Origin of the sequence: Pseudomonas mediterranea CFBP 5447 (assembly GCF_000774145.1) — a bacterium.
Classification (GTDB): Bacteria; Pseudomonadota; Gammaproteobacteria; order Pseudomonadales; family Pseudomonadaceae; genus Aquipseudomonas; species Aquipseudomonas mediterranea.
Genome location: NZ_KN322959.1, coordinates 1 through 18,514, shown reverse-complemented (window position 1 = coordinate 18,514; position 18,514 = coordinate 1). Strand labels below are relative to the sequence as shown.

The 18,514-nt window shown below is 58.1% G+C and carries 12 protein-coding genes, 2 tRNA genes and 2 rRNA genes; 9 read left to right on the top strand and 7 right to left on the bottom strand.

Annotated elements, in window-relative coordinates; genetic code table 11:
- Positions 1-77: 77 nt before the first annotated feature.
- The gene (locus tag N005_RS00645; RefSeq protein ID WP_047698456.1) at positions 78-1,457 is read left to right on the top strand and encodes an MFS transporter; all 1,380 of its coding nucleotides are present in this window, start codon (positions 78-80) and stop codon (positions 1,455-1,457) included.
- 119 nt (positions 1,458-1,576) lie between these two features.
- On the opposite strand, the gene N005_RS00640 is transcribed toward N005_RS00645, so the two are convergent.
- Positions 1,577-2,530: an adenosine deaminase gene (locus tag N005_RS00640; RefSeq protein WP_047698454.1), complete on the bottom strand. Its 954-nt coding sequence runs from the start codon at positions 2,528-2,530 to the stop codon at positions 1,577-1,579.
- Between the two features lie 211 nt (positions 2,531-2,741).
- On the opposite strand from N005_RS00640, the gene N005_RS00635 reads away from it, so the two are divergent.
- The gene (locus N005_RS00635) at positions 2,742-3,833 is read left to right on the top strand and encodes a calcium:cation antiporter (RefSeq protein WP_047698452.1); all 1,092 of its coding nucleotides are present in this window, start codon (positions 2,742-2,744) and stop codon (positions 3,831-3,833) included.
- A 118-nt stretch (positions 3,834-3,951) separates the two neighbouring features.
- Here the strand turns inward: N005_RS00635 and N005_RS00630 are convergent, their stop codons facing one another.
- The 3 genes from N005_RS00630 to N005_RS00620 all read right to left on the bottom strand — a co-directional run bounded on the left by N005_RS00630 (position 3,952) and on the right by N005_RS00620 (position 6,619).
- A complete protein-coding gene (locus N005_RS00630; protein ID WP_047698451.1) occupies positions 3,952-5,310 on the bottom strand; it encodes an 8-oxoguanine deaminase in 1,359 nt (452 codons plus the stop codon).
- A gap of 247 nt (positions 5,311-5,557) precedes the next feature.
- Positions 5,558-6,244, bottom strand: a complete 687-nt coding sequence (locus N005_RS00625; RefSeq protein WP_047698449.1) for an SDR family oxidoreductase — start codon at positions 6,242-6,244, stop codon at positions 5,558-5,560.
- A gap of 24 nt (positions 6,245-6,268) precedes the next feature.
- On the bottom strand, positions 6,269-6,619 hold the full coding sequence (locus tag N005_RS00620) for a MerR family transcriptional regulator (protein WP_047698447.1): 351 nt from the start codon (positions 6,617-6,619) through the stop codon (positions 6,269-6,271).
- An 80-nt stretch (positions 6,620-6,699) separates the two neighbouring features.
- On the opposite strand from N005_RS00620, the gene N005_RS00615 reads away from it, so the two are divergent.
- Positions 6,700-7,143, top strand: a complete 444-nt coding sequence (locus N005_RS00615; protein ID WP_052126338.1) for a hypothetical protein — start codon at positions 6,700-6,702, stop codon at positions 7,141-7,143.
- A 297-nt stretch (positions 7,144-7,440) separates the two neighbouring features.
- On the opposite strand, the gene N005_RS00610 is transcribed toward N005_RS00615, so the two are convergent.
- The 3 genes from N005_RS00610 to N005_RS00600 all read right to left on the bottom strand — a co-directional run bounded on the left by N005_RS00610 (position 7,441) and on the right by N005_RS00600 (position 9,701).
- Positions 7,441-8,028 carry an IMPACT family protein gene (locus tag N005_RS00610; RefSeq protein ID WP_047698446.1) on the bottom strand — a complete coding sequence of 196 codons (588 nt, stop codon included), beginning with the start codon at positions 8,026-8,028 and terminating at the stop codon, positions 7,441-7,443.
- A 7-nt stretch (positions 8,029-8,035) separates the two neighbouring features.
- Complete coding sequence (locus N005_RS00605) at positions 8,036-8,686, bottom strand: TetR/AcrR family transcriptional regulator (protein WP_047698444.1); 651 nt, start codon at positions 8,684-8,686, stop codon at positions 8,036-8,038.
- 94 nt (positions 8,687-8,780) lie between these two features.
- Positions 8,781-9,701 carry a LysR family transcriptional regulator gene (locus tag N005_RS00600; RefSeq protein ID WP_047698441.1) on the bottom strand — a complete coding sequence of 307 codons (921 nt, stop codon included), beginning with the start codon at positions 9,699-9,701 and terminating at the stop codon, positions 8,781-8,783.
- Between the two features lie 122 nt (positions 9,702-9,823).
- Here N005_RS00600 and aptA point away from each other — a divergent pair, with 122 nt between their 5' ends.
- The 6 genes from aptA to N005_RS00570 all read left to right on the top strand — a co-directional run bounded on the left by aptA (position 9,824) and on the right by N005_RS00570 (position 18,296).
- Positions 9,824-11,173 carry an omega-aminotransferase AptA gene (aptA, locus tag N005_RS00595; RefSeq protein WP_047698440.1) on the top strand — a complete coding sequence of 450 codons (1,350 nt, stop codon included), beginning with the start codon at positions 9,824-9,826 and terminating at the stop codon, positions 11,171-11,173.
- Positions 11,174-11,244: 71 nt separating this feature from the next.
- Entirely contained in the window at positions 11,245-12,738 is a 1,494-nt protein-coding gene (locus N005_RS00590; RefSeq protein ID WP_047698439.1) for a CoA-acylating methylmalonate-semialdehyde dehydrogenase, read from the top strand.
- A gap of 634 nt (positions 12,739-13,372) precedes the next feature.
- Positions 13,373-14,909, top strand: a 16S ribosomal RNA gene (locus N005_RS00585).
- 65 nt (positions 14,910-14,974) lie between these two features.
- Positions 14,975-15,051: transfer RNA gene (locus N005_RS00580), tRNA-Ile, on the top strand.
- A 26-nt stretch (positions 15,052-15,077) separates the two neighbouring features.
- A tRNA-Ala gene (locus N005_RS00575) sits at positions 15,078-15,153 on the top strand.
- A gap of 251 nt (positions 15,154-15,404) precedes the next feature.
- A 23S ribosomal RNA gene (locus tag N005_RS00570) occupies positions 15,405-18,296 on the top strand.
- The 16S and 23S rRNA genes sit together here with 2 tRNA genes alongside, the layout of an rRNA operon.
- The last annotated feature ends 218 nt before the right edge of the window (positions 18,297-18,514 follow it).

The following is an 18,514-nucleotide window of genomic DNA, read 5'->3' as shown; positions in this document are numbered from 1 at the left end:
AGGTCGCATTCAGCAATAGCCACCCGCAAGGTTCGCGCACACTCGCCCGGTAATCTATCGGACTGGGGGGATGCACCATGGACAATCACGGGTACAGCGCGGCAGAACGCCTGGAGCGACTGCCCATCAGTGGCTATCACCGAATCATCTTCATCATTATTGCCTTGGCGTTCTTTTTCGACTCCATGGACCTGGCGATGATGACGTTCCTGCTCGGCTCGATCAAAACCGAGTTTGGCCTGAGCACGGCCCAGGCAGGTTTGCTCGCCAGCTCCAGCTTCTTCGGCATGGTGGTGGGCGCTTCGCTGTCGGGCATGCTGGCGGATCGGTTCGGGCGTAAACCGGTGTTCCAGTGGAGCATCGTGCTGTGGGGCGTCGCCAGCTACCTGTGTTCCACGGCCCAGGATGTCGAGACGCTGACGCTATTTCGCATTCTGCTGGGTATCGGCATGGGCATGGAGTTTCCGATTGCCCAGTCGATGCTTTCGGAACTGATCCCGGCCAAGCGCCGGGGCCGTTACATCGCCTTGATGGACGGGTTCTGGCCGTTGGGCTTCGTTGCGGCGGGGGTGCTGTCGTATTTCCTCCTGCCGGTAGTCGGCTGGCGCGACATCTTCCTGGTCCTGGCGGTGCCGGCAGTGTTTGTCCTGGCGATTCGGTTCTTCATCCCCGAGTCACCCCGTTGGCTGGAGCAGGCCGGGCGGGATGACGAGGTGGATGCCGTGCTGCGCCGGATCGAAGACAAGGTCCGGGCCTCGCTGGGGAGCCGTGACCTGCCGGAGCCGGTTCGCCTGCCGAGGCTGGCGAGTACGCCGGGTACTTTCTTCTCGGCGCTGGCGCAGATCTGGTCGCCACTGTATCGCCAACGCACGATGATGATCTGGAGCGTCTGGTTCTTTGCCTTGCTCGGCTTCTACGGGCTGACGTCCTGGCTCAGCGCGTTGTTGCAGCAGTCGGGATTCGCCGTGACCCAGTCGGTGTATTACACCGTGCTGATTTCCCTGGGCGGGATTCCCGGTTTCCTGATGGCGGCCTGGCTGGTGGAGCGCTGGGGACGTAAGCCGGTGTGTGTCATCACCTTGTTGGGCGGCGGGGCGATGGCCTTTCTTTACGGGCAGAGTGCGGTATTCGGCGGCAACGTCGGGTTGCTGATCGGTAGCGGATTGCTGATGCAGTTTTTCCTGTTCGGCATGTGGGCGGTGCTCTACACCTACACACCGGAGCTGTACCCCACCTCGGCACGGGCAACGGGCTCGGGTTTTGCCTCGGCGATTGGTCGCATCGGCTCGTTGCTGGGGCCACTGGTGACCGGGCTGGTCTTTCCGATCACCGGGCAGGGCGGCGTGTTCGGCCTGGGCGCGCTGTGCTTCGCGGTGGCGGCGGGTGTGGTCTGGTTGTTCGGGATGGAGACGCGGGGCAAGACGCTGGAGGAGTTGAGCGAGGGCGTGGGCGGTTAAACACCATTCCCTTGTGAGAGCGAGCCTTGCTCGCGATAGCGGTGTGTCAGCGGACACTGGTTTCACTGACATACCGCTATCGCGAGCAGGCTCGCTCCCACAAGGACAGTGGACGGAAGCTAAGGCTTCACCAACCGCGCATCCAGGCTGTTCTGCGCCAGGCGTTTGGCCTGGTCCTGAGTCATGCCCAGGTGGGTGTGCAGGGCATGGAAGTTTTCGGTGACGTAGCCGCCGAAATACGCCGGGTCATCGGAGTTCACCGTGACCTTCACGCCGCGCTCGAGCATGTCGAGGATGTTGTGCTGCGACATGTCGTCGAACACGCACAGCTTGGTGTTGGACAACGGGCATACGGTCAGCGGGATCTGCTCATCGATGATCCGCTGCATCAGTCGCTCGTCCTCGATGGCTCGGACACCGTGATCGATCCGCTGGATCTTCAGCAGGTCCAGGGCTTCCCAGATGTATTCGGGTGGACCTTCTTCGCCCGCGTGGGCGACGGTCAGGAAACCTTCGTTGCGGGCCCGGTCGAACACCCGCTGGAACTTGCTGGGCGGATGGCCCATCTCCGAACTGTCCAGGCCGACGGCGACGAAGGCATCGCGGAACGGCAGCGCCTGGTCGAGGGTTTTCTCGGCCTGTTCTTCGCTCAGGTGGCGCAGGAAACTCAGGATCAGACCGCTGGTGATGCCCAGCTGCTGTTCCCCGTCCTTGAGGGCGGCGGCGATGCCGTTGAGGACCACTTCGAAGGGAATGCCGCGATCGGTGTGGGTCTGTGGGTCGAAGAACGGCTCGGCGTGGATCACGTTCTGCGCCTTGCAACGCAACAGATAGGCCCAGGTCAGGTCGTAGAAGTCCTGGGAGGTGCGCAACACGTCGGCGCCCTGGTAATACAGGTCGAGGAATTCCTGCAGGTTGTTGAAGGCGTAGGCCTTGCGCAAGGTGTCGACGTCGCTCCACGGCAGGGCGATCTTGTTGCGCTCGGCCAGGGCAAACAGCAGCTCGGGCTCCAGCGAACCTTCCAGGTGCAGGTGCAGTTCAGCCTTGGGCAGGGCGTTCAGCCAGTCGTACATGTTCTGTTCTCATCAGTGAATCGATGGTGGGCATTCTACAGGGGCTGGCCGCAATGTCTGGAAAAAACCTGACCGAGCGATCCACTGTGACGGCAGGACTTGCCCGCGAAGAGCCCTGCGCCGACCTGTAAGTGAGCGTCACTCCGGACGAAACGTTCACGGCCCCCTACAGTCTAGTAGGTCATACCCCGTGCACGGTGATAGGCCTGTGATGCTCACGTTGATCAAGCAAGAAAAGCTGCTGGTGCTGGCCCTGCTCGCCGCCATCGTCGCCTACCCGCTGGAGCACTGGCTGTTGGGCAGTGGGCGTGCCGTGGCACTGGTTGGCGGTCTGATACTGATCGGCTTCATCGTTGCGGCCTCGATGCGCGTGGCCCATCACGCCGAGCTGCTGGCGGAAAAAGTCGGCGATCCTTACGGCACCATGATCCTGACCCTGTCGGCGGTGCTGGTGGAAGTGGTGATCCTGGCGATCATGATGAGCAACGAAGCGTCACCGACCCTGGTGCGCGATACGATCTATTCGGCGGTGATGCTCGACATCAACGGCATTCTCGGACTTGCGGCGCTGATGGGCGGGCTCAAACACGGCGAACAGGTCTACAACGATGACTCGGCGCGCAGCTACAGCGTGATGATCCTTACCGCCATGGGCGTGTCGATGGTGGTGCCGGAGTTCATTCCCCAGGAGAACTGGAAGCAATATTCGGCGTTCACCATCGGCGCAATGCTCGTGTTGTATACGCTGTTCCTGCGCATGCAGGTGGGACCGCACAGCTACTTTTTCAGCTACAGCTACCCGGAAAAACGTCGCCGCAAGGAGCCGGTGGAAAACGAGCCGCCGCCCATCAGCCTGGCGTTCTCCATCGGGGCGCTGGTGTTTGGGGTGGTGGTGATCGGTGCGTTGGCCGAGGTCATGTCCAAGGCCATCGACCTGGGACTGGAAGGATCGGGAGCGCCGCCGGTGGTCACGGCCATTCTGGTGGCGGCCATTTCCGCGGCTCCGGAGATTCTCACCGCCCTGCGCGCCGCCCTCGCCAACCGCATGCAGTCGGTGGTGAACATCGCGCTCGGGGCCTCACTGTCGACAGTGATCCTGACGGTGCCGGTGATGGAAGCCATGGCACTTTACACCAGCCAGCCTTTCCAGATGGCCATGACCCCGGTGCAGACGGTGATGATCTTTATCACCCTGATTGTCAGCGCGATCAATCTCAACGACGGCGAAACCAATGCCATTGAAGGCATGACCCACTTCGTGCTGTTTGCGACGTTTATCATGTTGTCGCTGCTTGGACTTTGAGCGAATGAGTCCCTGTGGGAGCGAGCCTGCTCGCAAAGGCGGCGTATCAGTCGACATCGATGTTGAATGACAATCCGCTTTCGCGAGCAGGCTCGCTCCCACAGGTTTTTCGGCTGCATCAGCTTCCGGCGATTAATTCCCGCGCCGCCTGGCTGTGATCGGCGATCAAGCCTTTCAAATCCAGGCCTTCGACCTGACCGTCGATCACCCGCCATTGCCCGCCGACCATCACCCGATCCGCTCGATCCGCGCCGCACAGCAGCAGCGCTGAAACCGGATCGTGACTGCCGGAGAAGCGCAGTTCGTCGAGCTTGAACAACGCCAGATCAGCCTGCCTGCCGACCGCCAACTCGCCGATGTCGCCGCGCCCAAGCAGTTTTGCCGACCCTCGGGTGGCCCAACCGAGTACCCGCTCCGGTGTGATCGCTTGCGCGCCATAGCGCAGGCGTTGGATGTAGAGCGCCTGGCGGGTTTCGAGGATCATGTTCGAGGCATCGTTGGAGGCCGAGCCGTCCACACCGAGACCGAGCGGAGCGCCGGCGGCGGTCAGTTCGAGGGTGGGGCAAATGCCCGAGGCCAGGCGCATGTTGGAGCTTGGGCAGTGGCAGATACCGGTGCCGGCGGCGCCGAGCCGGGCGATCTCCTCGGGATTGAAGTGAATGCCGTGGGCCAGCCAGGTACGCGGACCGAGCCAGCCAACGCTGTCCAGGTAATCCACGGTGCGCAGGCCGAAGCGTTGCAGGCAGAAGTCCTCTTCGTCGAGGGTTTCGGCCAGGTGGGTGTGCAGGCGGACATCCAGTTGATCCGCCAGGGCGGCGCTGGCTTGCATGATTTCGGGGGTGACCGAAAACGGCGAGCAGGGCGCCAGGGCAATCTGGATCTGCGCCCCGTCGCCCCGTTCGTGGTAGCGGTCGATCAACCGCTGACTGTCGTCGAGAATCACTTGGCCTTGCTGCACGGTCTGCTGCGGCGGCAGGCCACCGTCGGCTTCGCCCAAGCTCATCGAACCGCGGGTCAACATCGCTCGCATGCCCAGTTCGCGCACACTTTGCACCTGGACATCGATGGCATTTTCCAGACCTTCGGGAAACAGGTAATGGTGATCGGCCGCCGTGGTGCAGCCCGACAAGAGCAGTTCGGCCAAGGCCACCTTGGTCGCCAGGGCGAGTTTTTCCGGCGTCAGTCGCGCCCACACCGGGTACAGGGTTTTCAACCATGGGAACAGCGGCTGGTTCACCACCGGTGCCCAGGCACGGGTCAGGGTCTGGTAGAAGTGGTGATGGGTGTTGATCAACCCCGGAAGAATCACATGCTCACGGGCATCGAAGACATGCTCACAGGGTAGGGTCGGGGATTGGCCGACACTCAGCAGTTCGACGATTACGCCGTCCTGCAGGACTAGGCCGCCACGGGCGTCGAGGCCGTTGGCATTGAAAATGGCGAGGGGGTTCTTTAACCAGGTACGGGTCGCAGGCATGGTGGCCGGCTCCTCTGAAAGTGGGTTCAGGTTAGCCAGCTCAGTGATGCCCTGTCTGCTGATCCAGGGTCGCCGCAAGGGGCGAGGTGCGGAGTTTACTCAGGTTGCGGTGCACATATCCAGCGTCCAACCGATTTCAAACTTGTGGGAGCGAGCCTGCTCGCGAACGCGGTGTATCAGTCGACTGCAGTGCTGAATGACACTCCGCTTTCGCGAGCAGGCTCGCTCCCACAGGTTGTGCGTGGAACTACCAGGGAATCGTCTCGCCCTTGTAGTTGACGAAGTGATGCCCACCCCGGCCGGCAAAGGCATTGACCTGATCGATCAAGCCGCGGGTACTGGTTTCGACGTCGATGTCCGCCCCTTCACCGCCCATGTCGGTCTTCACCCAACCCGGGTGCAGCGACAGGACGGTCAATGTCTGTTCGCCCAATTGGCTGACGAAACTGTTGGTCATGGAGTTGAGGGCCGCCTTGCTTGCCTTGTACAGCGCCAATTCCGGGGCGTCGGGCATGGTCACGCTGCCCAGCACGGAACTCATGAACGCCAGCACGCCGCTGCCGTCGCGGATCTGCCCGACGAAACGCTGGGCCAGGTTGATCGGGGCCACCGCGTTGGTGAAGAACAACTGGCCGACCTCGGCCAGGGTCGCGCCGTCGGGGCCCTGGTTATCGGGACCTTTGACGCCGGCGTTGACGAACAGCAGGTCGAAGGTCTCGCCCTTGAGCTGTTGGCTCAAGGCAATGACGGCTTGCTGGTCGTCCATGTCGAGCTTCTCGATTCGCACCGGGCCCAGCGCCTTCAACGCCTCTGCATTCTGCAGGTTGCGCACGGTGGCGATCACGTTCCAGCCATCGCTCAGCAAGGTCTTCACCAGGCCAAGGCCCAAGCCCCGGGAGGCGCCGATGATCAATGCGTTTTTTGCCGAATTCATGGAAGGCATCCTTGAAAGAAATGGTCACGGATTTAATGGACAACGTTGTCCGAGCCGTTGTTTCAGCTCGTGACGCAACGTGTCGAGTTCGGTCATGCGGGTTTCGATCAGGTTCAGTTTGTTCTGCAGCAGATGAGCCACGGCGAGGTCCGGGTCGGGTGCCTGCCGCACGGTGGCGACGCTGCTGCCGATCTCGCCGAGGGTAAAGCCCAGACGTTGGGCTGTCTTGATATAGAGCACCAGTTGCACCATGTCTTCGGGGTAGTCGCGATACCCATTGGCGCTGCGTCCTGCCGCAATCAGCCCAAGCTGCTCATAAAAGCGCAGCGTGTCACGGCTGACGGCACAGGCCTGGGCCAGTTCACCGATTCGCATGGCAATCTCCAGAAAGCTTGACCTTGGAGCATACCCCAGGCTTTAGTCTTTTCGCTCCTTGATTATATGGAGCAATGCTTATGTGGACTTCACCGCAATATCGTCGCGTGGTGCTCGGTAGCGCCTGGTACGACCTGATCGTAACCGCAGCATTTGCCACGCCATGGAGTTTTGCCGCCCTGCACGGCTGGTTGCTGGGCGTGACCCAGATGCTCAACCTGCCTGGCGAGCTGCCAACGTTTGCGCCTATGCACCTGTTGATGGCCAATCTGCTGGGCTCGATCGTTTGCGTATGGGCGGTGTTGCGGATTCGCGATCCGCAGCCCCTGTACGGACGGTATGACGCGGCGGGGCGCTTCCTGTTTGCGTCCTGGATGTGTTACGCGCTGCTGCACGGCGCCAGCGCACTGGTGTGGATATTTTTGTTCCTCGAACTGGTATGGGGCGTTGTCCAACTGTTACCCGTGCGTGGCGAGAACACGGGGTCAAGCTGGAAGCGAGATCACTCGTTAACGAATGGTTAAAAAATGAACAAGCGCCTGGGAGCCATGCACTTCTTGGGGTGGCGTGAGCCATGAACGGGTTATCCACAGCTTGCTCCACAGTAATTGTGCGCAAGCCGGAAGTTCGGGCATAAGCACCGGGCGGCTTTTATCTAAAGGTGATAACTCGCCGCAAGCATTTGTTTTTCTGGTTTATTTCAGGCTTGGACAAGGATTTGGATAAAAAATGAGCAACCGTCGAAAACCCGCATGACAGAAGGGTTACAGGCGAATGTGCTCAGGTTATCCACAAGCAGGCGCACAGCAGATGTGGGCAAATCAAGCTGAACGTTCCAGCAGAATCCTTCCGCGACTCAAATCGGCCAGTTGCTTTTGCAGCGTATCGATCTGGCCTTCCCCCACCGCCAACTGCAGTTCAACGCCGTTGGCGGTAAACCCTTCCGTACGGATCAGGCCACCGCATTCGGCCACCCGCAGTTTTACCAGGGCCAGTTCCGCGAACCCGCAGGTGCAGTGCAAGGGCACACGGCTGATCAGTTCAAGCTTTTCGGCATTTTGCAGGCACTTGTTCGCGCCACCGCCATAGGCCCGGGCCAGACCTCCGGTACCCAACTGAATCCCGCCATACCAGCGGATCACCAGCACCACGACCTGGTCACAAGCCTGAGCTTCGATAGCCGCCAGGATCGGGCGCCCGGCGGTGCCTCCCGGTTCACCGTCGTCGTTGCTGCGATATTGATCGCCCAGCTTCCAGGCCCAGCAATTGTGCGTGGCGTTCAGGTCGCTGTGTTGTTCGATAAAGGCCTGGGCATCGGCGGGGCTGGTGATAGGGGCTGCGAAGGTGATGAAGCGGCTTTTGCGAATTTCTTCGCGGTATTCGCAAAAGCCAACGAGAGTAAAGGGCATGAGCGTCTTAGAGAGGGGGTGTCAGGCCGCAGCCTTTGAGAATGATGCGGATCAGGTTGTCACCGGCGTCGGTCATGTCTTGCTTGCTCAGCTTGCTGCGGCCAGTCACGCGGCAGATCTGGGTGGCGAAGTCGGCGTAATGCTGGGTACTGCCCCATAGCAGGAAGATCAGGTGCACCGGGTCGATCGGGTCCATCTTGCCGGCGTCGATCCACGCCTGGAACACCGCCGCGCGGCCCTTGAACCAGGCGCGGTAGTCCTGGTTGAAGTATTCGGTCAGGCACTCGCCGCCGCTGATCACTTCCATGGCGAAGATCCGCGACGCCTGGGGTTGGCGACGGGAAAACTCCATCTTGGCGCGAATGTAGCGGGTCAACGCCTCGGCCGGGTCGTCCTCGGCGGTGAGGGTATTGAAGGTGCTGTCCCACAGCTCGATGATATTGCTCAGCACCGCCACGTATAGCCCGAGCTTGTTGGTGAAGTAATAGTGCAGGTTCGCCTTCGGCAGTCCGGCGTTCAGCGCGATGGTATTCATGCTGGTGCCTTTGAATCCGTGACGGGCGAATTCATCTTCAGCAGCCTTGAGGATGGTCTCTTCGTTCTTCTGACGAATGCGGCCGGTGGGCTTGCCACCGTGGGCTGGGACTTCAAAGGTCATGGACGTTTCCGGGCTGGGTCTGTGGGCAAGCAAATGCGTTGATAGCGCACCGGCACGGATCAGACAAGTACTGTTGCTACAAAAGGCGAACGCGTTAGCGGGTTGCCGCCAGGCTCTCGAGAAAACTTTCCAGCACCAGATGAGGACGGCGGCCTTTGCGCGTTACCGAGGCCAGGCTCAGGTCATAGAATCGCGTCGTGGGTTTCAGGGCTCGTAGCCGGCCCTGCTGGACCCAGACGTTGGCGTAGTGATCCGGCAGGTAGCCGATATAGCGACCGGTGAGAATCAGGAACGCCATGCCTTCGCGGTCCGATGCACTGGCGGTGCAATTGAGCGCTTGGTAGTGGGCCTGGATGTCGGCCGGCAGGCGAAAGGTGGGGGCAATGGCATCCTGGCTGTTGAGGCGGGCTTCATCGAGCTGCAGGTCGTCCACATAAAACAGTGGATGCCCGACCGCGCAATACAGCAATGAACGTTCGCTGTAGAGCGGCTGGTATTCCAGCCCGGAAAGGACGCTGGCCTGAGGGACCACACCGACGTGCAGGCGCCCGTCGAGAACACCTTGCTCGACTTCGTTGGGGGCGATCATGCGAATCTGGATTTGCACATCGGGCCCGCGTTCCTTCAATTGGGCCAGGGCGTGAGTAATGCGCATGTGGGGAAGGGTGACGAGGTTGTCGGTCAGGCCTATGTTCAGTTCGCCGCGCAAGTGTTGATGCAGGCCGTTGACCTCGGTGCGAAAGCTTTCCAGGGCGCTTAATAATTGCAGGGCCGACTGATAGACCTCACGACCTTCTTCGGTCAGCGAGAATCCCGCACGCCCGCGTTGACACAGGCGCAGGCCCAGGCGCTGTTCAAGATCGCTCATCTGTTGGCTGATGGCCGAACGGCCGATACCCAGCACCGTTTCCGCCGCGGAAAATCCCCCGCATTCCACTACGCTACGGAAGATGCGCAGCAGACGAATATCAAAGTCGCTGACCTGCGCCAGCGGATCGGGGCGGCGAACGCTCATAGTTTAGTAATCCACTGCCTGAAGGTTAGAAAAGTTGGATTTCACCGACTTTATCGTCGTGGCAACTTAGTCGCAACCCGGTTTTTGCCCCGATACCGTTCAAATCTTGCGAGGTTTTGTCGATGAACATGCCCGAACACGCGACCAGTTCTCTGGCCAGCCAGCTCAAACTCGATGCCCACTGGATGCCTTACACCGCCAACCGCAACTTTCAGCGCGACCCGCGCCTGATCGTCGGTGCCGAGGGCAGTTGGCTGATCGATGAACACGGGCGCAAGGTCTATGACTCGCTGTCGGGTCTGTGGACCTGCGGCGCCGGGCACACCCGCAAGGAAATCCAGGACGCGGTCGCCAAGCAATTGGGTACCCTCGATTACTCTCCAGGGTTCCAATATGGTCATCCGCTGTCGTTCCAACTGGCGGAGAAAATCACCAGCCTGACGCCGGGCAGTCTCAATCATGTGTTCTTCACCGACTCCGGTTCCGAGTGCGCCGATACGGCGGTGAAGATGGTTCGCGCCTACTGGCGTCTCAAGGGGCAGGCGACCAAGACCAAAATGATCGGCCGTGCCCGCGGCTACCACGGTGTGAACATCGCGGGTACCAGCCTGGGCGGTGTCAGTGGCAACCGCAAACTGTTCGGCCAGGCGATGGCGGACGTCGATCACCTGCCCCACACCTTGTTGGCGAGCAATGCCTATTCCCGTGGTATGCCGAAAGAGGGCGGCATTGCCCTGGCCGATGAGCTGCTGAAGCTGATCGAGCTGCACGACGCTTCCAATATCGCGGCCGTCTTCGTCGAGCCGATGGCCGGGTCCGCCGGTGTGCTGGTTCCGCCTGAGGGCTACCTCAAGCGCCTGCGGCAGATCTGCGACCAGCACAATATCCTGCTGGTCTTCGACGAAGTGATCACCGGTTTCGGTCGCACCGGTTCGATGTTTGGTGCAGAGAGTTTCGGTGTGACCCCCGACCTGATGTGCATCGCCAAGCAAGTCACCAACGGTGCGATTCCCATGGGGGCGGTCATTGCCAGCAGCGAGATCTACCAGACCTTCATGAACCAGCCGACGCCTGAGTACGCGGTGGAGTTTCCTCACGGCTACACCTATTCGGCGCACCCGGTGGCGTGCGCGGCGGGCCTGGCGGCGCTGGATCTGCTGCAAAAGGAAAACCTGGTGCAGAGCGTGGCCGAAGTCGCGCCACATTTCGAGAACGCCTTGCATGGGATCAAAGGTGCGAAGAACGTGATCGACATCCGCAACTTCGGCCTGGCCGGTGCCATCCAGATCGCTCCGCGGGACGGCGATGCGATCGTGCGTCCGTTCGAGGCGGGCATGGCGTTGTGGAAGGCCGGCTTCTATGTGCGCTTCGGTGGCGACACCCTGCAGTTCGGGCCAACGTTCAACAGCAAGCCGCAGGATCTGGATCGCCTGTTCGACGCGGTTGGTGAGGTGTTGAACAAGCTCGACTGACGTCTTCCCTATCAACTTCAATGGCAGGCGTTCGGTCGCGGGCGCCTGTGGATAAAAATTCTGGAGTCCCCATGAGCCTCATCCCGCATCTGATCAATGGCGAACTGATTAGCGACAGCACGCGTACAGCGGACGTCTTCAATCCTTCCACCGGCCAAGCGATTCACAAGGTGTCGCTGGCCGATCGCGCGACTGTGCAACAGGCCATCGATGCCGCCACCGCAGCGTTTCCGGCCTGGCGCAAGACACCGGCGGCCAAGCGTGCCCAGGTGATGTTTCGTTTCAAGCAATTGCTGGAACAGAACGAGTCGCGTATCGCGCAAATGATCAGCGAAGAACACGGCAAGACCCTGGAAGATGCCGCCGGTGAACTCAAGCGGGGTATCGAGAACGTCGAATTCGCCTGTGCGGCTCCGGAAGTCCTGAAGGGCGAATACAGCCGCAACGTAGGACCGAACATCGATGCCTGGTCGGATTTTCAGCCGTTGGGCGTCGTGGCGGGTATCACCCCGTTCAACTTCCCGGCGATGGTTCCACTGTGGATGTATCCGCTGGCGATCGTTTGCGGTAACTGCTTCATTCTCAAGCCATCCGAGCGTGACCCGAGCTCGACACTGCTGATTGCACAATTGCTGCTGGAAGCCGGATTGCCCAAGGGCGTACTGAGTGTCGTACATGGCGACAAGGTTGCCGTGGATGCGTTGATCGAGGCGCCGGAAGTGAAGGCGCTGAGTTTTGTCGGTTCGACGCCGATTGCCGAATACATCTACGCCGAGGGGACCCGTCGCGGTAAACGCGTCCAGGCATTGGGCGGGGCGAAGAACCATGCGGTGTTGATGCCGGATGCCGACCTGGACAACGCAGTCAATGCATTGATGGGGGCGGCCTACGGTTCCTGCGGCGAACGTTGCATGGCGATTTCGGTTGCTGTCTGTGTGGGCGACCAGGTCGCGGATGCGCTGGTGGCCAAGCTGGTGCCACAGATCCAGGCGCTGAAAATCGGTGCCGGTACTTCCTGCGGCCTGGACATGGGGCCGTTGGTGACCGGTCAGCATCGCGACAAGGTCAGCGGCTATATAGAGGATGGCGTTTCGGCCGGTGCTTCGCTGGTAGTCGACGGCCGTGGCCTGAGCGTGACGGGGCACGAAGACGGTTTCTTCCTGGGTGGCTGCCTGTTCGATCGGGTAACGCCAGAGATGCGCATCTATAAAGAAGAGATCTTTGGTCCGGTGCTGTGCATTGTCCGGGTCAACAGCCTGGAAGAGGCCATGCAGCTGATCAACGATCACGAGTATGGCAACGGCACCTGCATCTTCACCCGCGATGGCGAAGCGGCGCGCTTGTTCTGCGATGAGATTGAAGTGGGCATGGTGGGCGTCAACGTACCGCTGCCGGTACCTGTGGCTTATCACAGCTTTGGCGGTTGGAAGCGTTCGTTGTTTGGCGACTTGCATGCCTACGGCCCGGATGGCGTGCGCTTCTATACCCGTCGCAAGGCCATTACCCAGCGCTGGCCACAACGCGCCAGCCATGAAGCTTCGCAGTTTGCGTTTCCTAGTCTGTAACGAGTAAACAAAGAGGCCGGGGCTTAAGCGCCGGCCTCTTTGTTTATGGAGGTTTTTGACCGATATGACAGAAACATGAAAATAGGTGTTGACGGCAGATTCTGAGTCTCTATAATTCGCCCCACTTCCGGCGCAGTCGAAACGGAAAACTCCTTGAGTTTCAATGAGTTAGATGTTTTCTGGCAGTGCAGGACTTCAGTTCATCGAGGTCCGGAAGAGGTCGGCAGGGCAGGTGGTTTGGCCCGGTTTGACGGTTCGATCTTCTCGGTCGAAAGCGGTGAAAAAGAGGTGTTGACAGCAGCGGCTAACGCTGTAGAATTCGCCTCCCGCTAACGAGAGATCGAAAGCGCAAGTGGTTGAAGTTGTTGAGGTTTCCGAAGCGAAACTTTGAAAATTTCTGAAAATAACCGCTTGACAGATACACGGGGCGCTGTAGAATGCGCGCCTCGGTTGAGACGAAAGGCTCAACCCACCGCTCTTTAACAACTGAATCAAGCAATTCGTGTGGGTGCTTGTGGAGTCAGACTGCTAGTCAACAGATTATCAGCATCACAAGTTACTCCGCGAGAAATCAAAGATGTAACCAACGATTGCTGAGCCAAGTTTAGGGTTTTCTCAAAACCCAAAGATGTTTGAACTGAAGAGTTTGATCATGGCTCAGATTGAACGCTGGCGGCAGGCCTAACACATGCAAGTCGAGCGGTAGAGAGGTGCTTGCACCTCTTGAGAGCGGCGGACGGGTGAGTAATGCCTAGGAATCTGCCTGGTAGTGGGGGATAACGCTCGGAAACGGACGCTAATACCGCATACGTCCTACGGGAGAAAGCAGGGGACCTTCGGGCCTTGCGCTATCAGATGAGCCTAGGTCGGATTAGCTAGTTGGTGAGGTAATGGCTCACCAAGGCGACGATCCGTAACTGGTCTGAGAGGATGATCAGTCACACTGGAACTGAGACACGGTCCAGACTCCTACGGGAGGCAGCAGTGGGGAATATTGGACAATGGGCGAAAGCCTGATCCAGCCATGCCGCGTGTGTGAAGAAGGTCTTCGGATTGTAAAGCACTTTAAGTTGGGAGGAAGGGCCATTACCTAATACGTGATGGTTTTGACGTTACCGACAGAATAAGCACCGGCTAACTCTGTGCCAGCAGCCGCGGTAATACAGAGGGTGCAAGCGTTAATCGGAATTACTGGGCGTAAAGCGCGCGTAGGTGGTTCGTTAAGTTGGATGTGAAAGCCCCGGGCTCAACCTGGGAACTGCATTCAAAACTGTCGAGCTAGAGTATGGTAGAGGGTGGTGGAATTTCCTGTGTAGCGGTGAAATGCGTAGATATAGGAAGGAACACCAGTGGCGAAGGCGACCACCTGGACTGATACTGACACTGAGGTGCGAAAGCGTGGGGAGCAAACAGGATTAGATACCCTGGTAGTCCACGCCGTAAACGATGTCAACTAGCCGTTGGGAGCCTTGAGCTCTTAGTGGCGCAGCTAACGCATTAAGTTGACCGCCTGGGGAGTACGGCCGCAAGGTTAAAACTCAAATGAATTGACGGGGGCCCGCACAAGCGGTGGAGCATGTGGTTTAATTCGAAGCAACGCGAAGAACCTTACCAGGCCTTGACATCCAATGAACTTTCCAGAGATGGATTGGTGCCTTCGGGAGCATTGAGACAGGTGCTGCATGGCTGTCGTCAGCTCGTGTCGTGAGATGTTGGGTTAAGTCCCGTAACGAGCGCAACCCTTGTCCTTAGTTACCAGCACGTGATGGTGGGCACTCTAAGGAGACTGCCGGTGACAAACCGGAGGAAGGTGGGGATGACGTCAAGTCATCATGGCCCTTACGGCCTGGGCTACACACGTGCTACAATGGTCGGTACAGAGGGTTGCCAAGCCGCGAGGTGGAGCTAATCCCATAAAACCGATCGTAGTCCGGATCGCAGTCTGCAACTCGACTGCGTGAAGTCGGAATCGCTAGTAATCGCGAATCAGAATGTCGCGGTGAATACGTTCCCGGGCCTTGTACACACCGCCCGTCACACCATGGGAGTGGGTTGCACCAGAAGTAGCTAGTCTAACCTTCGGGGGGACGGTTACCACGGTGTGATTCATGACTGGGGTGAAGTCGTAACAAGGTAGCCGTAGGGGAACCTGCGGCTGGATCACCTCCTTAATCGACGACAGCAGCGGCTCCATGAGCTCCCACACGAATTGCTTGATTCATTGAAGAAGACGATTGGGTCTGTAGCTCAGTTGGTTAGAGCGCACCCCTGATAAGGGTGAGGTCGGCAGTTCGAATCTGCCCAGACCCACCAATTACTGGTGCACCCTGTAGCGATACGGGGCCATAGCTCAGCTGGGAGAGCGCCTGCCTTGCACGCAGGAGGTCAGCGGTTCGATCCCGCTTGGCTCCACCATTTACCGATTGGTGACCCTCGTTTAAAGCTTAGAAATGAGCATTCCATCAAGACGATGTTGAATGTTGATTTCTAGTCTTTCGATTAGATCGTTCTTTAAAAATTTGGGTATGTGATAGAAAGATAGACTGAAGGCCACTTTCACTGGTGGTGTTCAGGCTAAGGTAAAATTTGTGAGTTGCTCAATGAGCAAGATCGAATTTTCGGCGAATGTCGTCTTCACAGTATAACCAGATTGCTTGGGGTTATATGGTCAAGTGAAGAAGCGCATACGGTGGATGCCTTGGCAGTCAGAGGCGATGAAAGACGTGGTAGCCTGCGAAAAGCTTCGGGGAGTCGGCAAACAGACTGTGATCCGGAGGTGTCTGAATGGGGGAACCCAGCCATCACAAGATGGTTATCTTGCACTGAATACATAGGTGCAAGAGGCGAACCAGGGGAACTGAAACATCTAAGTACCCTGAGGAAAAGAAATCAACCGAGATTCCCTTAGTAGTGGCGAGCGAACGGGGACTAGCCCTTAAGCTTCTTTGATTTTAGCGGAACGCTCTGGAAAGTGCGGCCATAGTGGGTGATAGCCCTGTACGCGAAAGGATCTTAGAAGTGAAATCGAGTAGGACGGAGCACGAGAAACTTTGTCTGAATATGGGGGGACCATCCTCCAAGGCTAAATACTACTGACTGACCGATAGTGAACCAGTACCGTGAGGGAAAGGCGAAAAGAACCCCGGAGAGGGGAGTGAAATAGATCCTGAAACCGTATGCGTACAAGCAGTGGGAGCAGACTTTGTTCTGTGACTGCGTACCTTTTGTATAATGGGTCAGCGACTTATTTTCAGTGGCGAGCTTAACCGAATAGGGGAGGCGTAGCGAAAGCGAGTCTTAATAGGGCGTCTAGTCGCTGGGAATAGACCCGAAACCGGGCGATCTATCCATGGGCAGGTTGAAGGTTAGGTAACACTGACTGGAGGACCGAACCGACTACCGTTGAAAAGTTAGCGGATGACCTGTGGATCGGAGTGAAAGGCTAATCAAGCTCGGAGATAGCTGGTTCTCCTCGAAAGCTATTTAGGTAGCGCCTCATGTATCACTGTAGGGGGTAGAGCACTGTTTCGGCTAGGGGGTCATCCCGACTTACCAAACCGATGCAAACTCCGAATACCTACAAGTGCCGAGCATGGGAGACACACGGCGGGTGCTAACGTCCGTCGTGAAAAGGGAAACAACCCAGACCGTCAGCTAAGGTCCCAAAGTTATGGTTAAGTGGGAAACGATGTGGGAAGGCTTAGACAGCTAGGAGGTTGGCTTAGAAGCAGCCACCCTTTAAAGAAAGCGTAATAGCTCACTAGTCGAGTCGGCCTGCGCGGAAGATGTAACGGGGCTCAAACCATACACCGAAGCTACGGGTATCACGTAAGTGATGCGGTAGAGGAGCGTTCTGTAAGCCTGTGAAGGTGAGTTGAGAAGCTTGCTGGAGGTATCAGAAGTGCGAATGCTGACATGAGTAACGACAATGGGTGTGAAAAACACCCACGCCGAAAGACCAAGGTTTCCTGCGCAACGTTAATCGACGCAGGGTTAGTCGGTCCCTAAGGCGAGGCTGAAAAGCGTAGTCGATGGAAAACAGGTTAATATTCCTGTACTTCTGGTTATTGCGATGGAGGGACGGAGAAGGCTAGGCCAGCTTGGCGTTGGTTGTCCAAGTTTAAGGTGGTAGGCTGGAATCTTAGGTAAATCCGGGGTTCCAAGGCCGAGAGCTGATGACGAGTTACCCTTTGGGTGACGAAGTGGTTGATGCCATGCTTCCAAGAAAAGCTTCTAAGCTTCAGATAACCAGGAACCGTACCCCAAACCGACACAGGTGGTTGGGTAGAGAATACCAAGGCGCTTGAGAGAACTCGGGTGAAGGAACTAGGCAAAATGGCACCGTAACTTCGGGAGAAGGTGCGCCGGTGAGGGTGAAGCACTTGCTGCGTAAGCCCACGCCGGTCGAAGATACCAGGCCGCTGCGACTGTTTATTAAAAACACAGCACTCTGCAAACACGAAAGTGGACGTATAGGGTGTGACGCCTGCCCGGTGCCGGAAGGTTAATTGATGGGGTTAGCTAACGCGAAGCTCTTGATCGAAGCCCCGGTAAACGGCGGCCGTAACTATAACGGTCCTAAGGTAGCGAAATTCCTTGTCGGGTAAGTTCCGACCTGCACGAATGGCGTAACGATGGCGGCGCTGTCTCCACCCGAGACTCAGTGAAATTGAAATCGCTGTGAAGATGCAGTGTATCCGCGGCTAGACGGAAAGACCCCGTGAACCTTTACTATAGCTTTGCACTGGACTTTGAATTTGCTTGTGTAGGATAGGTGGGAGGCTTTGAAGCGTGGACGCCAGTCTGCGTGGAGCCATCCTTGAAATACCACCCTGGCAACTTTGAGGTTCTAACTCAGGTCCGTTATCCGGATCGAGGACAGTGTATGGTGGGTAGTTTGACTGGGGCGGTCTCCTCCTAAAGAGTAACGGAGGAGTACGAAGGTGCGCTCAGACCGGTCGGAAATCGGTCGTAGAGTATAAAGGCAAAAGCGCGCTTGACTGCGAGACAGACACGTCGAGCAGGTACGAAAGTAGGTCTTAGTGATCCGGTGGTTCTGTATGGAAGGGCCATCGCTCAACGGATAAAAGGTACTCCGGGGATAACAGGCTGATACCGCCCAAGAGTTCATATCGACGGCGGTGTTTGGCACCTCGATGTCGGCTCATCACATCCTGGGGCTGAAGCCGGTCCCAAGGGTATGGCTGTTCGCCATTTAAAGTGGTACGCGAGCTGGGTTTAGAACGTCGTGAGACAGTTCGGTCCCTATCTGCCGTGGACGTTTGAGATTTGAGAGGGGCTGCTCCTAGTACGAGAGGACCGGAGTGGACGAACCTCTGGTGTTCCGGTTGTCACGCCAGTGGCATTGCCGGGTAGCTATGTTCGGAAAAGATAACCGCTGAAAGCATCTAAGCGGGAAACTTGCCTCAAGATGAGATCTCACTGGAGCCTTGAGCTCCCTGAAGGGCCGTCGAAGACTACGACGTTGATAGGCAGGGTGTGTAAGCGCTGTGAGGCGTTGAGCTAACCTGTACTAATTGCCCGTGAGGCTTGACCATATAACACCCAAGCAATTTGCTTGCTCCGAGCTGAAAAGCGCAGGGCACCAGATTGCGGTGTGTGAAGACGAAACGAACCGAAAGTTCGAGACGCTCTCCCGCAACACACAAACTATCGCATACCCATTCGCTGGAACGTGACCGCAAGGCACGCGCTGGCTACCGAATTTCTTGACGACCATAGAGCGTTGGAACCACCTGATCCCATCCCGAACTCA

What these genes read in the sequence shown, in the direction of transcription:
- N005_RS00645 (WP_047698456.1), top strand. Translation starts at nt 78, where the DNA reads ATGGACAATCACGGGTACAGCGCGGCAGAACGCCTGGAGCGACTGCCC.
- N005_RS00640 (WP_047698454.1), bottom strand. Translation starts at nt 2,530, where the DNA reads ATGTACGACTGGCTGAACGCCCTGCCCAAGGCTGAACTGCACCTGCAC.
- N005_RS00635 (WP_047698452.1), top strand. Translation starts at nt 2,742, where the DNA reads ATGCTCACGTTGATCAAGCAAGAAAAGCTGCTGGTGCTGGCCCTGCTC.
- N005_RS00630 (WP_047698451.1), bottom strand. Translation starts at nt 5,310, where the DNA reads ATGCCTGCGACCCGTACCTGGTTAAAGAACCCCCTCGCCATTTTCAAT.
- N005_RS00625 (WP_047698449.1), bottom strand. Translation starts at nt 6,244, where the DNA reads ATGAATTCGGCAAAAAACGCATTGATCATCGGCGCCTCCCGGGGCTTG.
- N005_RS00620 (WP_047698447.1), bottom strand. Translation starts at nt 6,619, where the DNA reads ATGCGAATCGGTGAACTGGCCCAGGCCTGTGCCGTCAGCCGTGACACG.
- N005_RS00615 (WP_052126338.1), top strand. Translation starts at nt 6,700, where the DNA reads ATGTGGACTTCACCGCAATATCGTCGCGTGGTGCTCGGTAGCGCCTGG.
- N005_RS00610 (WP_047698446.1), bottom strand. Translation starts at nt 8,028, where the DNA reads ATGCCCTTTACTCTCGTTGGCTTTTGCGAATACCGCGAAGAAATTCGC.
- N005_RS00605 (WP_047698444.1), bottom strand. Translation starts at nt 8,686, where the DNA reads ATGACCTTTGAAGTCCCAGCCCACGGTGGCAAGCCCACCGGCCGCATT.
- N005_RS00600 (WP_047698441.1), bottom strand. Translation starts at nt 9,701, where the DNA reads ATGAGCGTTCGCCGCCCCGATCCGCTGGCGCAGGTCAGCGACTTTGAT.
- aptA (WP_047698440.1), top strand. Translation starts at nt 9,824, where the DNA reads ATGAACATGCCCGAACACGCGACCAGTTCTCTGGCCAGCCAGCTCAAA.
- N005_RS00590 (WP_047698439.1), top strand. Translation starts at nt 11,245, where the DNA reads ATGAGCCTCATCCCGCATCTGATCAATGGCGAACTGATTAGCGACAGC.